Here is a 16,540-nt window from a genome sequence, read left to right as displayed (position 1 = left end):
CCCGGCCGGGGCGGGGGGGGGTGGGTCGCCCCCGGGGGGGGGGGGGCCCACCCGGGCCGGGCCCGGGCCGCCCGGGGGGGGGGGGGGGGGGTGTGGGGGGGGGGGGGGGGGGGGGGGGGGGCCCCCCCCCCCGCGCCGGGGCCTGGGTAGGATGCGGGGCTGTCCTTGATCGGGATCTTGATCGACAGCTCACGGGGGAGCACATGGCGCAGGGCTATCCGCCGCCGCAGTACCCGCAGAACGGCTACGGGCAGCCGCAGCCGCCGCAGAACGGCTACGGGCCCAACCCGTACGCGCAGAGCCCGTACGGCCAGCAGCCGTATCCGGCCCAGCAGCAGCCGTACCCGCCGCAGTACCAACAGCGGTACCAGCAGCAGCCGTTCGCGGCGAACCCCTACCCGCAGGCGCAGCCCACGCTCCCGCCGTGCCCCGAGGAGGCCTACGCCGGGCGGCGGTTCCTGGCGATCGTGCTCGACTTCGCCCTCGCCCTCGGCGCCGGCTTCGCCGCCGCCGTCGCCTCCGACACCGCGAACCGGGCCAAGCCCGCCGTGCACGCGGCCGGCCACGCCGCCCACCACGGCAGCGGCCCGGTGGTGCCGTTCTGGGTGGCGTTCCTGGGCGTCAGTCTGATCACCTCCTTCCTCAACCAGGTGGTGCTCGCCCGGCTCACCGGCTTCAGTGTGGGCAAGGGGGTCCTGGCCCTGCGGGTGGTGCGCCGCAAGCGCGTCATGCGCCCCAACATGTGGCGGCTGACGCGGCGTTGGCTGCTCGGCTTCGTCTACCTGGCGGTGGTCCTCCTGTCCGAGGACTTCGACGTGTCCGAGGGGGACATCGTCGGCATGCGGTCGGTGCGCTGGAAGCACCTGCAGGAGTACGAGCAGGCGGTCGGGCGGCTCGGCTAGGCTGCGCCCGTACGGCCCGTGAAACCGTGATCCACGACGAACCCGAGGAGAGACCGATGGCCGGCGAGCCGCAGTCCGACTGCCTGTTCTGCAAGATCGTGGCGGGCGAGATCCCGGCGACCGTGGTGCGCAAGACCGAGCGCACCCTCGCCTTCCGCGACATCGCCCCCAAGGCCCCCGTGCACGTCCTGGTCATCCCGCACGTCCACTACCCGAACGCCGCCGCGCTGGCCGCCGCCGAGCCGGAGATCGCCGGCGAACTGCTCGCCGAGGCGGGCGCGGTGGCCAGGGACGAGGGCCTTGCGGACTACCGGATGATCTTCAACACCGGTACGGGCGCCGGGCAGACGATCTTCCACGCCCACGTCCACGTGCTGGGCGGCAAGAGCATGACCGAGAGCATGGTCTGACCTACGTGTCCCAGCGCGAACTCGTCGTCCTCGGCACCGCCAGCCAGGTGCCCACCCGGCACCGCAACCACAACGGCTACCTGCTCCGCTGGGACGGCGAGGGCCTGCTCTTCGACCCCGGCGAGGGCACCCAGCGGCAGATGCTGCACGCCGGGGTCTCGGCCACCCAGATCACCCGGATCGCCGTGACCCACTTCCACGGCGACCACTGCCTGGGCCTCGCGGGGGTGATCCAGCGGATCAACCTTGACCGCGTCCCGCACCCGGTCGACGTGTACTTCCCGGCGTCCGGCGAGGTCTACTTCGAGCGGCTGCGGCACGCCACCGCCTACCACGAGACGGCCGTGCTGCGGCCCCGGCCGATCGACGAGCCGGGCCCGCTGCCCGCCCCCGGCGCCCGCTTCGCGCTGGACGCGATCCGCCTCGACCATCCCGTCGAGTCCTTCGGCTACCGGCTGTCCGAGCCGGACGGCCGCCGCCTGGTGCCCGAACGGCTCGCCGAACTCGGCGTCTTCGGCCCGGCGGTGGGCCGGCTGCAGCACGAGGGCGCGATCGAGGTGGACGGCCGCACCGTCACCCTGGACCAGGTCAGCGAGCCCAGGCCCGGCCAGAATTTCGCCTTCGTGATGGACACCCGGCTCTGCGACGGTGTGTACCGGCTCGCCGAGGGCGCCGACCTGCTGGTGGTCGAGGCCACCTTCACCGACGCCGACGCCCACCTCGCCGAGGACCACGGCCACCTCACCGCCGGTCAGGCCGCCAAGGCCGCCGCCGAGGCGGGGGTGCGCACCCTGGTGCTGACCCACTTCTCCCAGCGCTACCCGGACCTCGGCCAGCACCTGGCCGACGCCCGCAAGCACTTCGACGGGGACCTGGTGCTCGCCGCCGACCTCGCCCGGGTGCCCGTCCCGGCCCGCCGCCACCCGTGACCAGTGCGCGACCCCGTCGGAAAAGCGGTCGCGTCGTCCCCCGATCTGCCGCAGCATCGTGCGGTGCGGCCCCGCCGCCCGCCGCAGCGATCACGCTCGCGGCGTACCCTGGTGCCCCGGAGAGACCGAGCGGCACACGACACCACGGATGGGATGAGGCAGGCCCCAGCGCCGACCTATGAGTGACACATCGCAGACCCGTACGAACGGACAGTCGCGTCCCGAACCGGCCGACGACGGCCGCGTGAGCGCCCGGATCGTCATCCCCGAGAAGCACCCGATGGTCACCCTGCTCGGCACGGCGGATTCGCTGCTGCGCGTGATCGAGCAGGGCTTCCCCGCCGCCGACATCCACGTCCGCGGCAACGAGGTGACCGCCACCGGGGCCCGTGCCGAGGTCGCCCTCGTGCAGAAGCTCTTCAGCGAGATGATGCTGGTGCTGCGCACCGGCCAGCCCCTGACGGAGGACTCCGTGGAGCGTTCGATCGCCATGCTCCGCAGCCAGGAGCAGGACCCGGACTCCCCGGCCCCGTCGCAGGTGTTCACCGCGAACATCCTGTCCAACCGCGGCCGCACGATCCGCCCCAAGACCCTCAACCAGCAGCGGTACGTCGACGCGATCGACAAGCACACGATCGTCTTCGGCCTCGGCCCGGCCGGCACCGGCAAGACCTACCTGGCGATGGCCAAGGCCGTGCAGGCCCTGCAGGCCAAGGAGGTCAACCGGATCATCCTGACCCGTCCGGCGGTCGAGGCGGGCGAGCGGCTGGGCTTCCTGCCCGGCACCCTCTACGAGAAGATCGACCCGTACCTGCGCCCGCTGTACGACGCGCTGCACGACATGATGGACCCGGACTCCATCCCGCGCCTGATGGCGGCCGGCACCATCGAGGTCGCCCCGCTCGCGTACATGCGCGGCCGCACCCTCAACGACGCCTTCATCATCCTCGACGAGGCCCAGAACACCTCGCCCGAGCAGATGAAGATGTTCCTCACCCGCCTCGGGTTCAACTCCCGGGTGGTGGTCACCGGCGACACCAGCCAGATCGACCTCCCGGGCGGCACCCGGAGCGGTCTCAAGGTCGTCCAGGAGATCCTGGCCGACGTGCCGGACATCCACTTCTCCGTCCTCACCAGCACCGACGTGGTCCGCCACAAGCTGGTCGGCCGGATCGTGGACGCCTACGAGCGCTGGGACGCCCGGCAGGAGGCCGAGGACAACGCCCCGGTCGCCCGCAAGCCCGCCCAGCGCCGCCCGGGCAAGACCACAGTGGCCCGCGCACCCCGACAGTCCCATCGCACCGAAAGCTGAGCACACAGCCCGTCATGTCGATCGACATCGCCAACGAGTCCGGCTGGGACGCCGATGAGGAAGCCATCCTCGACGTCGCCCGCTTCGCCCTGGACAAGATGCGGATCCACCCGCAGTCCGAACTGTCCGTGATCCTGGTGGACGGTGCGGCGATGGAGGAGCTGCACATCCAGTGGATGGACCTGCCCGGCCCGACCGACGTGATGTCGTTCCCGATGGACGAGCTGCGTCCCGGCAAGGAGGGCGAGGAGCTGCCGCAGGGCCTGCTCGGCGACATCGTGCTCTGCCCCGAGGTCGCCGAGCAGCAGGGCAAGGCGGCCCCCTCCAAGCACTCGATGGACGAGGAGCTGCAGCTGCTCACCGTCCACGGGGTGCTGCACGTCCTCGGCTACGACCACGAGGAGCCGGAGGAAGAGGAGGAGATGTTCGCCCTCCAGAAGCGCATCCTGGACGACTGGCGGGCGGGCCGCGGTCTCGGCGGCCTCTCGCCGGCCCCCACCACCCACTGAGCGCGGAGCCCGAACCCCTGTGAGTGGTGAGAGTACGAGCTTCATCCTCGGGGCCGTGGCGCTGGTCGTGCTCGGCTGGCTGGCCGCGTGCGCCGAGGCGGGCATCTCCCGGGTCTCCCGGTTCCGGGCGGAGGAGGCGGTTCGGAACGGTCGGCGCGGCTCCGCGCGGCTGCTGACCGTCGCCTCCGACCCGATCCGCTACCTCAACCTGGCGACCCTGATCCGGGTGGCCAGCGAGATGGCGGCGGCCGTCCTGGTCACCGCGGTGTGCGTGCGCAACCTCCACCCGACCTGGCAGGCCGTGCTGCTGGCCTTCTGCGTGATGGTGCTGGTGTCCTTCGTCGCGGTGGGCGTCTCGCCGCGCACGATCGGGCGCCAGCACCCGATCTCCACCACGACCGCCGCCTCCTTCGTCCTGCTGCCGCTGGCCGCGGTGCTCGGCCCGATCCCGCGGCTGCTGATCCTGCTCGGCAACGCGCTGACCCCGGGCAAGGGCTACCGGGAGGGGCCGTTCGCCTCCGAGGCGGAGCTGCGGGCCCTGGTCGACCTCGCCGAGAAGGACGACCTGATCGAGGACGAGGAGCGCCGGATGGTGCACTCGGTCTTCGAGCTGGGCGACACCATCGTGCGCGAGGTGATGGTGCCGCGCACCGACCTGGTGATGATCGAGCGGCACAAGACCGTCCGCCAGGCGCTCACCCTGGCACTGCGCTCGGGCTTCTCGCGGATCCCGGTGGTCGGCGACAACGAGGACGACGTGGTCGGCATCGTCTACCTCAAGGACCTGGTGCGCCGCACCCACATCAACCGTGAGGCGGAGGCCGAGGAGGTCGGCGCGGTGATGCGCCCGGCCGTCTTCGTGCCGGACTCCAAGCCGGCCGGCGACCTGCTGCGCGAGATGCAGCAGCGCCGCTCGCACGTCGCGATCGTGATCGACGAGTACGGCGGCACGGCCGGCCTGGTCACCATCGAGGACGTCCTGGAGGAGATCGTCGGCGAGATCACCGACGAGTACGACCGGGAGATCGCGCCGATCGAGGACCTCGGCGACGGCTCGTACCGGATCACCGCCCGCCTGCTGGTGGAGGACCTGGGCGAGCTGTTCGGCATCGAGCTGGAGGACGAGGACGTCGAGACCGTCGGCGGTCTGCTGGCCAAGCACCTCGGCCGGGTGCCGATCCCCGGCTCCTCCTGCGAGATCCCGCTGCCGGAGCCGGAGGACACCGGGTTGACCGGGATCCTGCTGACCGCCGAGTCCTCGGCGGGCCGGCGCAACCGGATCGGCTCGATGGTCGCCTCGCCCGTGCGCAAGGCGGTCGGGGCCGAGGACGCCGCGGGCGAGTAGCGGGTCGGGGGCCGCCGCGCGACCATGGAGGGCATGACGCACAAACTCCGGGCGGAGTACGGCCCGCAGGGGGCGGCCGGCGGGGTCAAGTCCTGGCACGTGGTGCGGGACGAGGACCTGTCGACGGCGCTCTGCGGCCGCACCATGCCCGACGACGCCGAGACGCGGCCGGAGCAGGACTGGGGTACCGGGCTGCGCTGTTGCCAGCAGTGCGGTTCGCTCTACATGCACGAGACACCGCACATGCAGGGGAGCCATCCCTACAGCTAGGCCGAGCCACTCGGCTTTCGGCGAGCTCTGGAGGTCGCCATGAAGCTGCACGACGAACTGCCGACCGTCGACCGCCGGCTCGCCCTGGTGTGGCGGGTCGGGGCGGCACTCGGGGGGATCTTCCTGATCGTGTTCGGGGCCCTGGGGCTGGCCGACCACCCGGGCTTCCTGGACACCCGCGGCGACCGGATCGCCGGGCTGTCGACCAACGGCGCGCTGAGCATCCTGTCCATCGTGGTGGGCGCGATCCTCGTGGTCGGGGCGGTCATCGGCGGGAACTTCGCGTCCAACCTCAACATGGTGGTCGGTGTGCTGTTCGTCCTGTCCGGCTTCTACGGACTGACGGTGCTCGGACGGCCGGACGCGAACATCCTCAACTTCCGGATGTCGAACGTGCTGTTCGCGTTCATCTTCGGGATCGTCGTGACCACCTTCGGGATGTACGGCCGGGTGAGCAGTCACCTGCCGCACGACAACCCGTTCTGGCGCGAGCGGATCGAACGCGAGGAACCGCAGCCCTCCGGGCCGAAGACCTTCGTCAAGATCATGAACCCCAACCCGGGGCGGACCCACCCGGTCGGCCACTGATCCGCGGGGATTCGCCCGCTCGCCTCCGGGGCGCTCGGGTCCGGTGTCGACGGTCGGCGCTCCGGCGCTCGTGCCTCGCTTGTCGCTTCTCCCTTTCGACACCGGCGCGCCCCTTCGGCTCGGGGCGGGGCTCGCCCGCTCACCGGCGGCCTATGCTCGGCGGCATGAGTGACATCGTCGAGCTCGATCCCGAAGACAAGAAGATCATCACCCTGGCCCGCTCGGCCCGCGCCCGCAACGGCGTGGCCGAGGGGGCTGCGGTGCGTGACGAGACCGGCCGCACCTACGTAGCCGGGACGGTCGCGCTGGAGTCGCTGAAGCTGAGCGCCCTGCAGACGGCGGTGGCGATGGCGGTGGCCAGCGGCGCGAAATCGCTGGAGGCGGCCGCCGTGGTGAGCGAGGCCGGGCAGCCGGCCGAAGCCGACCTGGCCGCCGTACGGGACCTGGGCGGGGCCGGGACGCCGGTGCTGCTGGCCGGTCCGGACGGGATGCTGCGGGTGTCGACCGAGGCCCGCTGAGGCCCCTCGGCAGCTCGTACCGTGGGCGTTGCCCCCATGTGCTCAGCCGATAATCTCACCGGGGGAGTGAACTCGGTGAGGGGCTGGGGCATGGGGGCGTTGGCGTTCATCGCCGGACTGCTGCTGTTCGTGATGGGGATGGGCAAGTGGCAGGAGACCGATTCGCCGGCCTGGCTCTGGGGCTCGATCGGTTTCCTGGTGCTGCTGGTGGTGTTCTCGCTGATCGGGCGGGGCGACGAGAAGGGCTGAGCGCGGGGTGAGGACCGGCCCCGGACGGCGCGGCTCCGGTGATCAGGGAGAATGGAGCCCATGAATGCCCCTTCCTCCTCGTACCGCTCCGGGTTCGCGTGCTTCGTCGGCCGCCCCAACGCGGGCAAGTCGACCCTGACCAACGCCCTGGTGGGGACGAAGGTCGCGATCACCTCCGACCGCCCGCAGACCACCCGGCACACCGTGCGCGGCATCGTGCACCGCCCGGACGCCCAGCTCGTGCTGGTCGACACCCCCGGTCTGCACAAGCCGCGCACCCTGCTCGGCGAACGCCTCAACGACCTGGTCCGCACCACCTGGGCCGAGGTCGACGTGATCGGCTTCTGCCTGCCCGCCGACCAGAAGATCGGCCCCGGCGACAAGTTCATCGCCAAGGAGATCGCCGGGATCAAGAAGACCCCGAAGGTCGCCATCGTCACCAAGACCGACCTGGTCGACTCCAAGCGCCTGGCCGAGCAGCTCATCGCGGTCCAGCAGCTCGGCATCGAGCTGGGCTTCGAGTGGGCCGAGATCATCCCGGTCTCCGCGGTCGGCGACAAGCAGGTCGAGCTGGCCGCCGACCTGCTCACCAAGCTGCTGCCGGAGGGCGACCAGCTCTACCCGGAGGGCGACCTCACCGACGAGCCCGAGCAGATCATGGTCGCCGAGCTGATCCGCGAAGCCGCCCTGGAGGGCGTGCGGGACGAACTGCCGCACTCGCTGGCCGTCGTGGTCGAGGAGATGCTGCCGCGCGAGGGCCGCCCGGCGGACCGCCCGCTGCTGGACATCCACGCCAACGTCTACATCGAGCGGCAGAGCCAGAAGGCGATCGTGATCGGCGCCAAGGGCTCCCGGCTCAAGCACGTCGGCAGCACCGCCCGCAAGCACATCGAGGCGCTGCTCGGCACGCCGGTCTACCTGGACCTGCACGTCAAGGTGGCCAAGGACTGGCAGCGCGACCCTAAGCAGCTGCGCAAGCTCGGCTTCTGACCCGGAAGTCGGCGACGACGGTGCGTGCTGCGCGCGGGGGTCACGCCCCCTCGCGCAGCACCAGCGACACCAGCTCGCGCTGCGAGTCGGTGAGCTTGGGGTCGGCGCAGTACACCGTCCGGCTGTCGACGGTGATCTCGTAGTGGAAGCCGTCCGGCACCCCGTACGAGGGGGCGCGCAGCCCGCCCGCGACGGCCTCGCGGGCGAGCGCGTGGACGTGCGGGGCGTCCACGCGCTCGGCAGTGTCGAGCTCCGCGTGGCGGACGATTCCGGCGAGGCCGCCGGTCCGGGTCACCTGGATGCGCATGGTGTCCATGGTGCTACGCAGGGAAGGCTTTTGCGGCGCTTTTCCCGGACCGTGACCTCAAGCGTCTCAGCCGTCGGTCAGCCCGGGCTGACCCCCACCTGCGCCCAGGCCGCCGTGACGGTGTCCGCGATCGAGGACTGATCGGGGTAACGGGCCTTGGCAGCGGCCACGGTGGCCCGGGCGAAGGCGGTGAAGTCGGCGTCGGCGGGCAGTCGGCGGCCGGTCAGCGCGTCGTACCAGATCCGTCCGGCGCGGTCCCAGGCCTGGCCGCCGAGGGCGGTGGCCAGCAGGTAGAACGCGTGGTTGGGGATGCCGGAGTTGATGTGCACCCCGCCGTTGTCCTCCGAGGTCTGCACGTAGTCCCGCATGTGCGCGGGCTGCGGGTCCTTGCCGAGCTGGGGGTCGTCGTAGGCGGTGCCGGGTGCCTTCATCGAGCGCAGCGCCACGCCCTGGATGCCGGGGGCGAGCAGCCCGGCGCCGATCAACCAGTCGGCGTCGGCGGCGTTCTGGTGCAGCGCGTACTGCTTGACCAGCGAGCCGAAGACGTCGGAGACCGACTCGTTCAGCGCGCCGGGCTGGTCCTGGTACTCCAGGCCGGCGGTGAACTGGGTGACGCCGTGGGTGAGTTCGTGGCCGATGACGTCGATGCAGGCGGTGAAGTCACCGAAGATCTCGCCGTCGCCGTCGCCGAAGACCATCCGCTGGCCGTCCCAGAAGGCGTTGTCGTAGTTCTGGCCGTAGTGCACGCTGGCGTCCAGGCGCAGCCCCTGGCCGTCGATCGAGTCGCGGCCGAAGACGTCGGAGTACAGCGCGAAGGTGTCGCCGAGACCGTCGTAGGCGTGGTTGACGGAGGTGTCGGTGACCGGGGCCTGGCCCTCGGTGCGGACGGTGCGGCCGGGCAGCCGCTGGCGATGGCCGGAGTCGGCGATCACCCGGTTGAGGCCCGGGTCGGCGGCGACCGGCGGGGGAGGGCTCAGACGGGCCGCGCGGTGCGCGGCGTCGAGGGCGAGGGAGTGGACGGCGGGCTCGTGACCGGCCTCGGCGAGGCGGTCCAGGACGAACGGCGGGACGATCGCGCAGATCGGTATCGATGCGGTCATGTGGCCCAGAGTGAGGCCTCGATGACCGGTTGTCACCACCCTTGGCGTGACCAGTCGGCGTCTCAAGGAGTGGAACGGGAGCCCGGATCACTTCGGGGGCGCGCGGCCCTGGGTTACGCTGGGGCATCATGCGCAACGGGCTGCTTCTTCTTAGCTGCCGCGTCGAGGGCCTGTAGTCCACAGGGCCGGCTCCCTCGCCGCGGGGAACGAGCTGTGCGCGGAAACGGCGGTTCGATGGCGAATCGCGAGCGGCAGCAGAGGCCGGCCAGTCGGTGTTGATCACTCCCGACCCGCCCCGCACCACGCATCCACAGGAAGCCGAGAGTCACCTCCATGACCGAGCAGAGCTCCGCCGCGTCCGTCCCCGCCGCTCCCGCCTTCGTCGACCGGCCCACGCCGATCACCGCCGCCTCCGTGCGCCAGCGGCCCTCGGGCATGCGCCACGGGCGCTACCTGCCCTTCGGCACCGTCGACCTGGCGGACCGCAGCTGGCCGAGCAAGGTGATCACCAAGGCGCCGCGCTGGCTCTCCACCGACCTGCGGGACGGCAACCAGGCGCTGATCGACCCGATGTCCCCGGCCCGCAAGCGCAAGATGTTCGACCTGCTGGTGCGGATGGGCTACAAGGAGATCGAGGTCGGCTTCCCGTCCTCCGGCGCCACCGACCACGCCTTCGTGCGGTCGCTGATCGAGGAGGGGGCGATCCCGGAGGACGTCACCATCTCGGTGCTGACCCAGGCCCGCGAGGAGCTGATCGAGAAGACCGTGGAGTCGCTGGTCGGCGCCCCGCGGGCGACCGTCCACCTGTACAACGCGACCGCTCCGCTGTTCCGCCGGGTGGTGTTCCGCAACGACGAGGCGGCCACCAAGGCGATCGCCGTCGACGGCACCCGGCTGGTGATGGAGTACGCGGAGAAGCTGCTGGGCGACGACACCGTCTTCGGCTACCAGTACTCGCCGGAGATCTTCGTGGACACCGAGCTGGACTTCGCGCTGGAGGTCTGCGAGGCGGTGATGGACGTCTGGCAGCCGGGCGAGGGCCGCGAGATCATCCTGAACCTGCCGGCCACCATCGAGCGGGCCACTCCGAACGTGCAGGCCGACCAGTTCGAGTGGATGTCGCGCAACCTGTCCCGCCGCGAGTTCGTCTGCCTGTCGGTGCACCCGCACAACGACCGCGGTACCGCCGTCGCCTCCGCCGAGCTGGCCTACATGGCTGGTGCGGACCGGATCGAGGGCTGCCTGTTCGGGCAGGGCGAGCGGACCGGCAACGTCGACCTGGTGACGCTGGGGATGAACCTGTTCTCGCAGGGCATCGACCCGCAGATCGACTTCTCCGACATCGACGAGGTGCGCCGCACCGCCGAGTACTGCAACCAGATGGAGGTGCACCCGCGCCACCCGTACGCCGGCGACCTGGTGTACACCTCCTTCTCCGGCTCGCACCAGGACGCCATCAAGAAGGGCTTCGACGCCCTGGAGGCGGACGCGAAGGCGGCCGGGGTACCGGTGGAGGAGCACACCTGGGGCGTGCCGTACCTGCCGATCGACCCGAAGGACGTCGGCCGCACCTACGAGGCGGTCATCCGGGTCAACAGCCAGTCCGGCAAGGGTGGTGTGGCGTACGTCCTGAAGAACGACCACAAGCTGGACCTGCCGCGCCGGATGCAGATCGAGTTCTCCCGGATCATCCAGGCCAAGACCGACGCCGAGGGCGGCGAGGTCACCCCGGCCGAGATCTGGCGGGTCTTCGAGGACGAGTACCTGCCGACCCCGGCCAACCCGTGGGGCCGGCTGTCGCTGGCCGGCTCGCGCACCCTGACCACCGAGGACGGCCGGGACGCGCTGACCGCCGAGGCCGTGGTGGACGGCGCGCCGGTGACCCTGAACGGCACCGGCAACGGCCCGGTCTCGGCCTTCGCGGACGCGCTGGCCCGGATCGGCGTGGACGTACGCGTGCTGGACTACGCCGAGCACGCGCTGAGCGAGGGCGGCGACGCCCAGGCGGCCGCGTACGTGGAGTGCGCGGTGGACGGCAAGGTGCTGTGGGGCGTGGGCATCGACGGCAACACCGTGCTGGCCTCGCTGAAGGCGATGATCAGCGCCGTCAACCGCTCGCGGCGCGGTTAATTCGTACAGGTGGTATGCGAAGGGCCGTCCTCCGGGGCGGCCCTTCGCCGCTCCAGGTCGCCCGTTGTGTCCTGCGCCACATTTTTTCGAACCGGAAGCCGTTCGAGGTACTGACACGTGCCGGTAACCATGGCAACATCGATCCACCGGAAAGCCGGGTCGGTGGGACGGCCTCGGTGTCCGGTCGCGTGACCTGCCCATAGTTGTGCAGGCCGCCTGCCATGTCTGGGGAGTGGCGCCGTGACCAGGTTGTGGGGTGTTCGCCCGCGGTGGCGGACTGACGTTCTCGGTGACTTCTTCTGCCCGGGCTGCGGCGGGGACCGCAACTACCGCCGGCAGCACGGCCGGCGGTGGCTGCGGCTCCTGGGGGCCCCGGTGGTCCCGCTCGGGCCGGTGATCGGCAGCGTGCAGTGCACCAGCTGCCACGGCCGGTACGGCATCGAGGCCCTGGAACAGCCCACCAGCGTGCGCCTCGGCGGGATGCTGCGGGACGGCCAGTACACCGTCGCGCTGGCCCTGCTCGCGGCCGGCGGCACCGCCCACCGGGCGGCCCGCGAGGCCGCCTGCACGGCCGTGCGCGAGGCCGGGTTCGAGGACTGCGGCGAGGCCCAGGTGCTGGCCGCGCTCGCCGCGCTGTCCGGGCTCGGCGGCGAACTCTACGACGCCCACGGGATGGCCGGGGGCCTCGCCGTGGAACTGCACGCGGTGCTCGAACCGCTCGCCCCGCACCTGGCCCAGCAGGGGCGTGAGCGGCTGTTGCTGCAGGGCGCCGCGATCGCCCTGGCCGACGGGCGCTACCTGCCGCAGGAGCGGGAGGCGCTGGCCGCGGTCGGGCGCTGCCTGGACCTGCCGCAGTCCGTGGTCACGGAGCTGCTGGAGGCGGCGACCCGGGCACCGTACGAGAACCTGTAGGGCCTGCCGGCCCCCTTCGAGAAGACCTTCCGTATCCCCCACAAACGGGCCCGACCCCCCTCCGGGCCCGCCGTGACCCGCACCGCAGTGGTCCTCCCCCACGGCCCCGGTGCGGGCAACACGGCTGCCCGACCCCGGGCGCCCCCGCGGCTGGGGGAGAATGGACCGCATGAGTCTTTTCCGGGACGACGGCGTCGTGTTGCGGGCGCAGAAGCTCGGCGAGGCCGATCGGATCATCACTCTGCTGACCCGCCAGCACGGCAAGGTGCGGGCGGTGGCGCGCGGGGTGCGCAAGACCAAGTCCAAGTTCGGCGCCCGCCTGGAGCCGTTCTCGCACGTGGACGTGCAGTTCTTCAGCCGGGGGAGCGAACTGGTCGGGCGCGGGCTGCCGCTGTGCACCCAGGTGGAGACCATCGCCCCGTACGGCGGTTCGATCGTTACCGACTACGGCCGCTACACCGCCGGCACGGCGATGCTGGAGACGGCCGAGCGCTTCGCCGAGAACGAGGGCGAGCCGGCCGTGCAGCAGTACCTGCTGCTGGTGGGCGGGCTGCGCACGCTGGCGGCCGGGCTGCACGAGTCGCACCTGGTGCTGGACGCCTTCCTGCTGCGCTCGCTCGCGGTCAACGGGTACGGCGCGAGCTTCACGGACTGCGCCAAGTGCGGGCTGGAGGGGCCGAACCGTTTCTTCTCGCTCCCGGCGGGCGGGGTGCTCTGCCCGGACTGCCGAGTGCCCGGATGTGCCGTACCCTCCCCTGAGACACTGGTACTGCTCGGGGCACTGTTGTCAGGGGACTGGCAGACGGCCGGCGCCTGCGAGCCGCGGTACTGGCGGGAGGGCAGCGGCCTGGTCGCGGCCTATCTGCAGTGGCACCTGGAGCGGGGCATCCGCTCGATGAGATACGTGGAGAAGTGAGCACATGGCAGCGCGACGGCTCTTCGGCGGCGGCAAGCAGCGGGACTACGTTCCCCCGACCCCGCACCCCAGCGGCGCACAGCCCCCGAAGCTCCCCGGCGAGCTGGTCCCGAACCACGTCGCCATCGTGATGGACGGCAACGGCCGTTGGGCCAAGGAGCGCGGGCTGCCCCGCACCGAGGGCCACAAGATCGGCGAGTCGGTCGTGCTGGACGTCCTCAAGGGCGCGATCGAGCTCGGCGTCAAGAACATCTCGCTGTACGCGTTCTCCACCGAGAACTGGAAGCGCTCGCCCGACGAGGTGAAGTTCCTGATGAACTTCAACCGGGACGTCATCCGCCGCCGCCGCGACGAGATGGACGCGATGGGCGTGCGGATCCGCTGGGCCGGCCGGATGCCCAAGCTGTGGAAGAGCGTCGTGCAGGAGCTGCAGGTCGCCGAGGAGCAGACCAAGGGCAACGACGCCGTGACGCTCTACATGTGCGTCAACTACGGCGGCCGGGCCGAGCTGGCGGACGCGGCGCAGGGGATCGCGCAGGACGTCGCGGCCGGGAAGCTGGACCCGAAGAAGGTCAACGAGAAGACCCTCGCCAGGTACATGTACCACCCGGACATGCCGGACGTGGACCTGTTCCTGCGCCCCAGCGGCGAGCAGCGCACCTCCAACTTCCTGCTCTGGCAGTCCGCTTACGCCGAGTTCGTGTTCCAGGACGTGCTCTGGCCGGACTTCGACCGCCGCGACCTGTGGCGCGCCTGCGAGCAGTTCGCGATGCGCGACCGTCGCTTCGGCGGGGCGATCCCGAACGAGGTCGCCGGGCCGGCGGGGGTGCCCGCGCAGCGCTGACCGTGCCGGTGTACGGCGAAGGGCCCGCGGGAGCGATCCCGCGGGCCCTTCGCCGTCGTCCGTACGGGCTGCCCCCGTACGGCTGCCGGCTAGTCCTTCTTCGCGCACTCCGCACAGGTACCGAAGATCTCCAGGGTGTGCGCGATGTCGCTGAACCCGTGCTCCGCGGCGACCGAGTTGGCCCAGCGCTCCACCGCGGGGCCCTCCACCTCGACGGTGGCGCCGCAGTGCCGGCAGACCAGGTGGTGGTGGTGCCCGCTGCTGCACCGGCGGTAGACGGCCTCGCCGTCGGCGGTGCGCAGCACGTCCACCTCACCGGCGTCGGCGAGCGACTGGAGCGTGCGGTAGACCGTGGTCAGACCGACGGAGTCCCCGCGGTGCTTGAGCAGGTCGTGGAGCTCCTGCGCGCTGCGGAAGTCCGCGATCTCGTCCAGGGCTGCCGAGACGGCGGCACGCTGCCGGGTCGATCGGGCGCGCGGCGACGGGCCTGCGGTGGTCACCGTGGGTCCTCCTGGGGTCGTGGGCGTCTCGCACCTCATTGTGCCAGCCCGGCCCGCCGCTCCGGGGCGCCCGCGTCGGAGGAAGTCTTTCCCGGGATTTGGCCGGGGATTTGGTCAGGGGTTCCGTCAGGGACTCGGTCGGGGAATCGGTCGGGGCTCCGGCCGGGGATCCGGTCCGGGATGGCGACGTCGCAGACCGTCGGCCCCCGGTCGGCCTCGCCGCGCCGGCGGTGGCGGCGCCGGGCGAGCGGCGCGGCGATCACGCTGAACACCGCGAAGACCGCGATGGCGAGCAGCACGATGGCCGGGCCGGAGGGCACGTTGAGGTGGTAGGAGCCGGTGACGCCGGCCAGCGAGACCACCACGCCGAGCGCGATGGCGGCGGCCTGGGTGGCGGCGAAGGAGCGGGTGAGCTGCTGGGCGGCGACCACCGGGACCACCATCAGCGCGCTGACCAGCAGCAGCCCGACCACCCGCATGGCGACCGTGACGGTGACCGCGGCCATCACCGCGAGCAGCAGGTTGAGGGTGCGCACCGGCAGGCCGGTGACCCGGGCGAAGTCCTCGTCCTGGCAGATCGCGAAGAGCTGGCGGCGCAGGCCGACGGTGACCGCGATGACCACCGCGCCGAGCACCGCGATGGCGGCCAGGTCCTCGGGGGCGACGGTGAGGATCGAGCCCCACAGGTAGCTCTCCAGCGAGCCGGCCCCGGCCTGGGCGGAGAGCGAGACGAGCAGCTTGCCGCAGGCCATGCCGCCGTAGAAGAGCATCGCGAGGGCGATGTCGCCGCGCTGGTTGCCGCGCGAGCGGACCAGCTCCATGGTGACCGCGCCGAGCACGCAGACCAGCACGGCCATCCAGACCGGGCTGGTCTGGAAGATGAAGCCGAGACCGACGCCGGTCATCGCGACGTGGCCCATGCCGTCGCCCATCAGGGCCTGGCGGCGCTGCACCAGGTAGATGCCGACGGCGGGGGCGGTGATCCCGACCAGTACGGCGGCGAGCAGGGCGCGCTGCATGAAGTCGTAGGAGAGCATCTCGGTCATGCGAGCAGCCTCGGCGGGGTGAGGTCGGCGTGCGGGTGGACGTGGTCGTGGCCGGGCAGGGCGTGCAGGCCGGTGTTGGGCACGGGCGGGCCGTCGTGGGCGACGCAGCCGTCCCGCAGCACCACGGCGCGGTCGATCAGCGGCTCCAGCGGCCCGAGTTCGTGCAGGACGAGGAGGACGGCGGCGCCACGGGCGACCTCGGCGCGCAGGGTGTCGGCCAGCACCTGCTGGCTGGCGGCGTCCACGCCGGCCATCGGCTCGTCCATGATCAGCAGGTCGGGGGTGCCGACCAGGGCGCGGGCGATCAGCACCCGCTGCTGCTGGCCGCCGGACAGGTCGGCCACGCCGTCCCCGGCCCGGTCCAGCATGCCGACGGCGGCCAGCGCGCGGTCCACCGCCTCGCGGTCCTTGCGGCGGAAGGGCAGCAGCCGGTGCTGCGGCAGCCGCCCGGTGGAGACCACCTCGCGTACGGTCGCCGGGACGCCGGAGGCGGCGGTGGTGCGCTGTGGGACGTACCCGATCCGGTGCCAGGCGCGGAAGGAGCCGTACGGGGTGCCGAACAGCTCCAGGGTGCCCTGCTCCAGCGGCACCGAGCCGATCACGGCCTTGACGGTGGTCGACTTGCCGGAGCCGTTGGCGCCGAGCAGGGCGACGACCTCGCCGGGTTGGACGGTGAGGTCGACGCCGCGCAGCACCGGCCGGCCGCCGCGGGCGGCGACGGCGTCACGGAGGCGGACGGCCGGGGGTATCGGGTGGGTCATGG

At 71.8% G+C, this 16,540-nt stretch carries 20 protein-coding genes; 15 read left to right on the top strand and 5 right to left on the bottom strand.

Going from position 1 to position 16,540, the window contains the following annotated elements; all coding sequences use genetic code 11:
- The first annotated feature begins 203 nt into the window (after window positions 1-203).
- The 11 genes from ACZ3UD_RS24945 (at window position 204) to era (ending at window position 8,022) form a co-directional block, all read left to right on the top strand.
- Window positions 204-902, top strand: a complete 699-nt coding sequence (locus ACZ3UD_RS24945) for an RDD family protein (RefSeq protein ID WP_465591730.1) — start codon at window positions 204-206, stop codon at window positions 900-902.
- Between the two features lie 56 nt (window positions 903-958).
- A complete protein-coding gene (locus tag ACZ3UD_RS24940; protein ID WP_465591727.1) occupies window positions 959-1,312 on the top strand; it encodes a histidine triad nucleotide-binding protein in 354 nt (117 codons plus the stop codon).
- 5 nt (window positions 1,313-1,317) lie between these two features.
- The gene (locus ACZ3UD_RS24935) at window positions 1,318-2,241 is read left to right on the top strand and encodes a ribonuclease Z (protein WP_465591724.1); all 924 of its coding nucleotides are present in this window, start codon (window positions 1,318-1,320) and stop codon (window positions 2,239-2,241) included.
- 280 nt (window positions 2,242-2,521) lie between these two features.
- Entirely contained in the window at window positions 2,522-3,553 is a 1,032-nt protein-coding gene (locus ACZ3UD_RS24930) for a PhoH family protein (protein ID WP_465591737.1), read from the top strand.
- A 14-nt stretch (window positions 3,554-3,567) separates the two neighbouring features.
- On the top strand, window positions 3,568-4,062 hold the full coding sequence (ybeY, locus tag ACZ3UD_RS24925; RefSeq protein ID WP_063347517.1) for an rRNA maturation RNase YbeY: 495 nt from the start codon (window positions 3,568-3,570) through the stop codon (window positions 4,060-4,062).
- 55 nt (window positions 4,063-4,117) lie between these two features.
- Entirely contained in the window at window positions 4,118-5,407 is a 1,290-nt protein-coding gene (locus ACZ3UD_RS24920) for a hemolysin family protein (protein ID WP_465591719.1), read from the top strand.
- Between the two features lie 33 nt (window positions 5,408-5,440).
- Window positions 5,441-5,677, top strand: coding sequence for a hypothetical protein (locus ACZ3UD_RS24915; RefSeq protein ID WP_224279450.1), 237 nt, complete (start codon window positions 5,441-5,443; stop codon window positions 5,675-5,677).
- A 39-nt stretch (window positions 5,678-5,716) separates the two neighbouring features.
- Entirely contained in the window at window positions 5,717-6,265 is a 549-nt protein-coding gene (locus ACZ3UD_RS24910; RefSeq protein ID WP_465591716.1) for a DUF4383 domain-containing protein, read from the top strand.
- Window positions 6,266-6,429: 164 nt separating this feature from the next.
- Window positions 6,430-6,783, top strand: a complete 354-nt coding sequence (locus ACZ3UD_RS24905; RefSeq protein ID WP_465591713.1) for a cytidine deaminase — start codon at window positions 6,430-6,432, stop codon at window positions 6,781-6,783.
- Between the two features lie 66 nt (window positions 6,784-6,849).
- The gene (locus ACZ3UD_RS24900) at window positions 6,850-7,032 is read left to right on the top strand and encodes a hypothetical protein (RefSeq protein WP_465591710.1); all 183 of its coding nucleotides are present in this window, start codon (window positions 6,850-6,852) and stop codon (window positions 7,030-7,032) included.
- Window positions 7,033-7,092: 60 nt separating this feature from the next.
- Window positions 7,093-8,022: a GTPase Era gene (era, locus tag ACZ3UD_RS24895; RefSeq protein WP_387624308.1), complete on the top strand. Its 930-nt coding sequence runs from the start codon at window positions 7,093-7,095 to the stop codon at window positions 8,020-8,022.
- Between the two features lie 40 nt (window positions 8,023-8,062).
- On the opposite strand, the gene ACZ3UD_RS24890 is transcribed toward era, so the two are convergent.
- Both ACZ3UD_RS24890 and ACZ3UD_RS24885 read right to left on the bottom strand, forming a co-directional pair.
- Complete coding sequence (locus tag ACZ3UD_RS24890; RefSeq protein WP_380613745.1) at window positions 8,063-8,329, bottom strand: protealysin inhibitor emfourin; 267 nt, start codon at window positions 8,327-8,329, stop codon at window positions 8,063-8,065.
- A gap of 77 nt (window positions 8,330-8,406) precedes the next feature.
- Complete coding sequence (locus tag ACZ3UD_RS24885; protein WP_465591706.1) at window positions 8,407-9,429, bottom strand: M4 family metallopeptidase; 1,023 nt, start codon at window positions 9,427-9,429, stop codon at window positions 8,407-8,409.
- A 333-nt stretch (window positions 9,430-9,762) separates the two neighbouring features.
- Between ACZ3UD_RS24885 and leuA the strand changes: the two genes are divergently transcribed.
- The 4 genes from leuA to ACZ3UD_RS24865 all read left to right on the top strand — a co-directional run bounded on the left by leuA (window position 9,763) and on the right by ACZ3UD_RS24865 (window position 14,231).
- Entirely contained in the window at window positions 9,763-11,559 is a 1,797-nt protein-coding gene (gene leuA, locus ACZ3UD_RS24880) for a 2-isopropylmalate synthase (protein ID WP_465591703.1), read from the top strand.
- A 240-nt stretch (window positions 11,560-11,799) separates the two neighbouring features.
- Window positions 11,800-12,471 (top strand): TerB family tellurite resistance protein, encoded by a 672-nt coding sequence (locus tag ACZ3UD_RS24875; protein WP_465591700.1) that lies wholly within the window; start codon window positions 11,800-11,802, stop codon window positions 12,469-12,471.
- Window positions 12,472-12,640: 169 nt separating this feature from the next.
- Window positions 12,641-13,387, top strand: a complete 747-nt coding sequence (gene recO, locus ACZ3UD_RS24870; RefSeq protein ID WP_465591697.1) for a DNA repair protein RecO — start codon at window positions 12,641-12,643, stop codon at window positions 13,385-13,387.
- A gap of 4 nt (window positions 13,388-13,391) precedes the next feature.
- Window positions 13,392-14,231 carry an isoprenyl transferase gene (locus ACZ3UD_RS24865; protein WP_465591694.1) on the top strand — a complete coding sequence of 280 codons (840 nt, stop codon included), beginning with the start codon at window positions 13,392-13,394 and terminating at the stop codon, window positions 14,229-14,231.
- An 89-nt stretch (window positions 14,232-14,320) separates the two neighbouring features.
- Here the strand turns inward: ACZ3UD_RS24865 and ACZ3UD_RS24860 are convergent, their stop codons facing one another.
- The 3 genes from ACZ3UD_RS24860 to ACZ3UD_RS24850 are packed head-to-tail and all read right to left on the bottom strand — an operon-like array spanning window position 14,321 to window position 16,538.
- Entirely contained in the window at window positions 14,321-14,731 is a 411-nt protein-coding gene (locus tag ACZ3UD_RS24860) for a Fur family transcriptional regulator (protein WP_380613739.1), read from the bottom strand.
- A 35-nt stretch (window positions 14,732-14,766) separates the two neighbouring features.
- Window positions 14,767-15,777, bottom strand: a complete 1,011-nt coding sequence (locus tag ACZ3UD_RS24855; RefSeq protein ID WP_465591690.1) for a metal ABC transporter permease — start codon at window positions 15,775-15,777, stop codon at window positions 14,767-14,769.
- Complete coding sequence (locus ACZ3UD_RS24850) at window positions 15,774-16,538, bottom strand: metal ABC transporter ATP-binding protein (protein WP_393034540.1); 765 nt, start codon at window positions 16,536-16,538, stop codon at window positions 15,774-15,776. The genes ACZ3UD_RS24855 and ACZ3UD_RS24850 overlap by 4 nt, the downstream gene beginning before the upstream one ends.
- Window positions 16,539-16,540 lie beyond the last annotated feature (2 nt).

It is taken from the genome of Kitasatospora sp. NPDC023118 (genome assembly GCF_055560875.1).
Note: the sequence above shows the minus strand (reverse complement) of the source record. Positions and strands in the feature narration are given on the sequence as shown.

Excerpts from the sequence above, each read along its gene's own strand:
- ybeY (WP_063347517.1), top strand. The coding sequence starts at position 3,568 with ATGTCGATCGACATCGCCAACGAGTCCGGCTGGGACGCCGATGAGGAA.
- leuA (WP_465591703.1), top strand. The coding sequence starts at position 9,763 with ATGACCGAGCAGAGCTCCGCCGCGTCCGTCCCCGCCGCTCCCGCCTTC.
- recO (WP_465591697.1), top strand. The coding sequence starts at position 12,641 with ATGAGTCTTTTCCGGGACGACGGCGTCGTGTTGCGGGCGCAGAAGCTC.
- ACZ3UD_RS24850 (WP_393034540.1), bottom strand. The coding sequence starts at position 16,538 with ATGACCCACCCGATACCCCCGGCCGTCCGCCTCCGTGACGCCGTCGCC.
- ACZ3UD_RS24945 (WP_465591730.1), top strand. The coding sequence starts at position 204 with ATGGCGCAGGGCTATCCGCCGCCGCAGTACCCGCAGAACGGCTACGGG.
- ACZ3UD_RS24915 (WP_224279450.1), top strand. The coding sequence starts at position 5,441 with ATGACGCACAAACTCCGGGCGGAGTACGGCCCGCAGGGGGCGGCCGGC.
- ACZ3UD_RS24890 (WP_380613745.1), bottom strand. The coding sequence starts at position 8,329 with ATGCGCATCCAGGTGACCCGGACCGGCGGCCTCGCCGGAATCGTCCGC.
- ACZ3UD_RS24910 (WP_465591716.1), top strand. The coding sequence starts at position 5,717 with ATGAAGCTGCACGACGAACTGCCGACCGTCGACCGCCGGCTCGCCCTG.
- ACZ3UD_RS24940 (WP_465591727.1), top strand. The coding sequence starts at position 959 with ATGGCCGGCGAGCCGCAGTCCGACTGCCTGTTCTGCAAGATCGTGGCG.
- ACZ3UD_RS24905 (WP_465591713.1), top strand. The coding sequence starts at position 6,430 with ATGAGTGACATCGTCGAGCTCGATCCCGAAGACAAGAAGATCATCACC.
- era (WP_387624308.1), top strand. The coding sequence starts at position 7,093 with ATGAATGCCCCTTCCTCCTCGTACCGCTCCGGGTTCGCGTGCTTCGTC.
- ACZ3UD_RS24855 (WP_465591690.1), bottom strand. The coding sequence starts at position 15,777 with ATGACCGAGATGCTCTCCTACGACTTCATGCAGCGCGCCCTGCTCGCC.
- ACZ3UD_RS24885 (WP_465591706.1), bottom strand. The coding sequence starts at position 9,429 with ATGACCGCATCGATACCGATCTGCGCGATCGTCCCGCCGTTCGTCCTG.
- ACZ3UD_RS24930 (WP_465591737.1), top strand. The coding sequence starts at position 2,522 with ATGGTCACCCTGCTCGGCACGGCGGATTCGCTGCTGCGCGTGATCGAG.
- ACZ3UD_RS24865 (WP_465591694.1), top strand. The coding sequence starts at position 13,392 with ATGGCAGCGCGACGGCTCTTCGGCGGCGGCAAGCAGCGGGACTACGTT.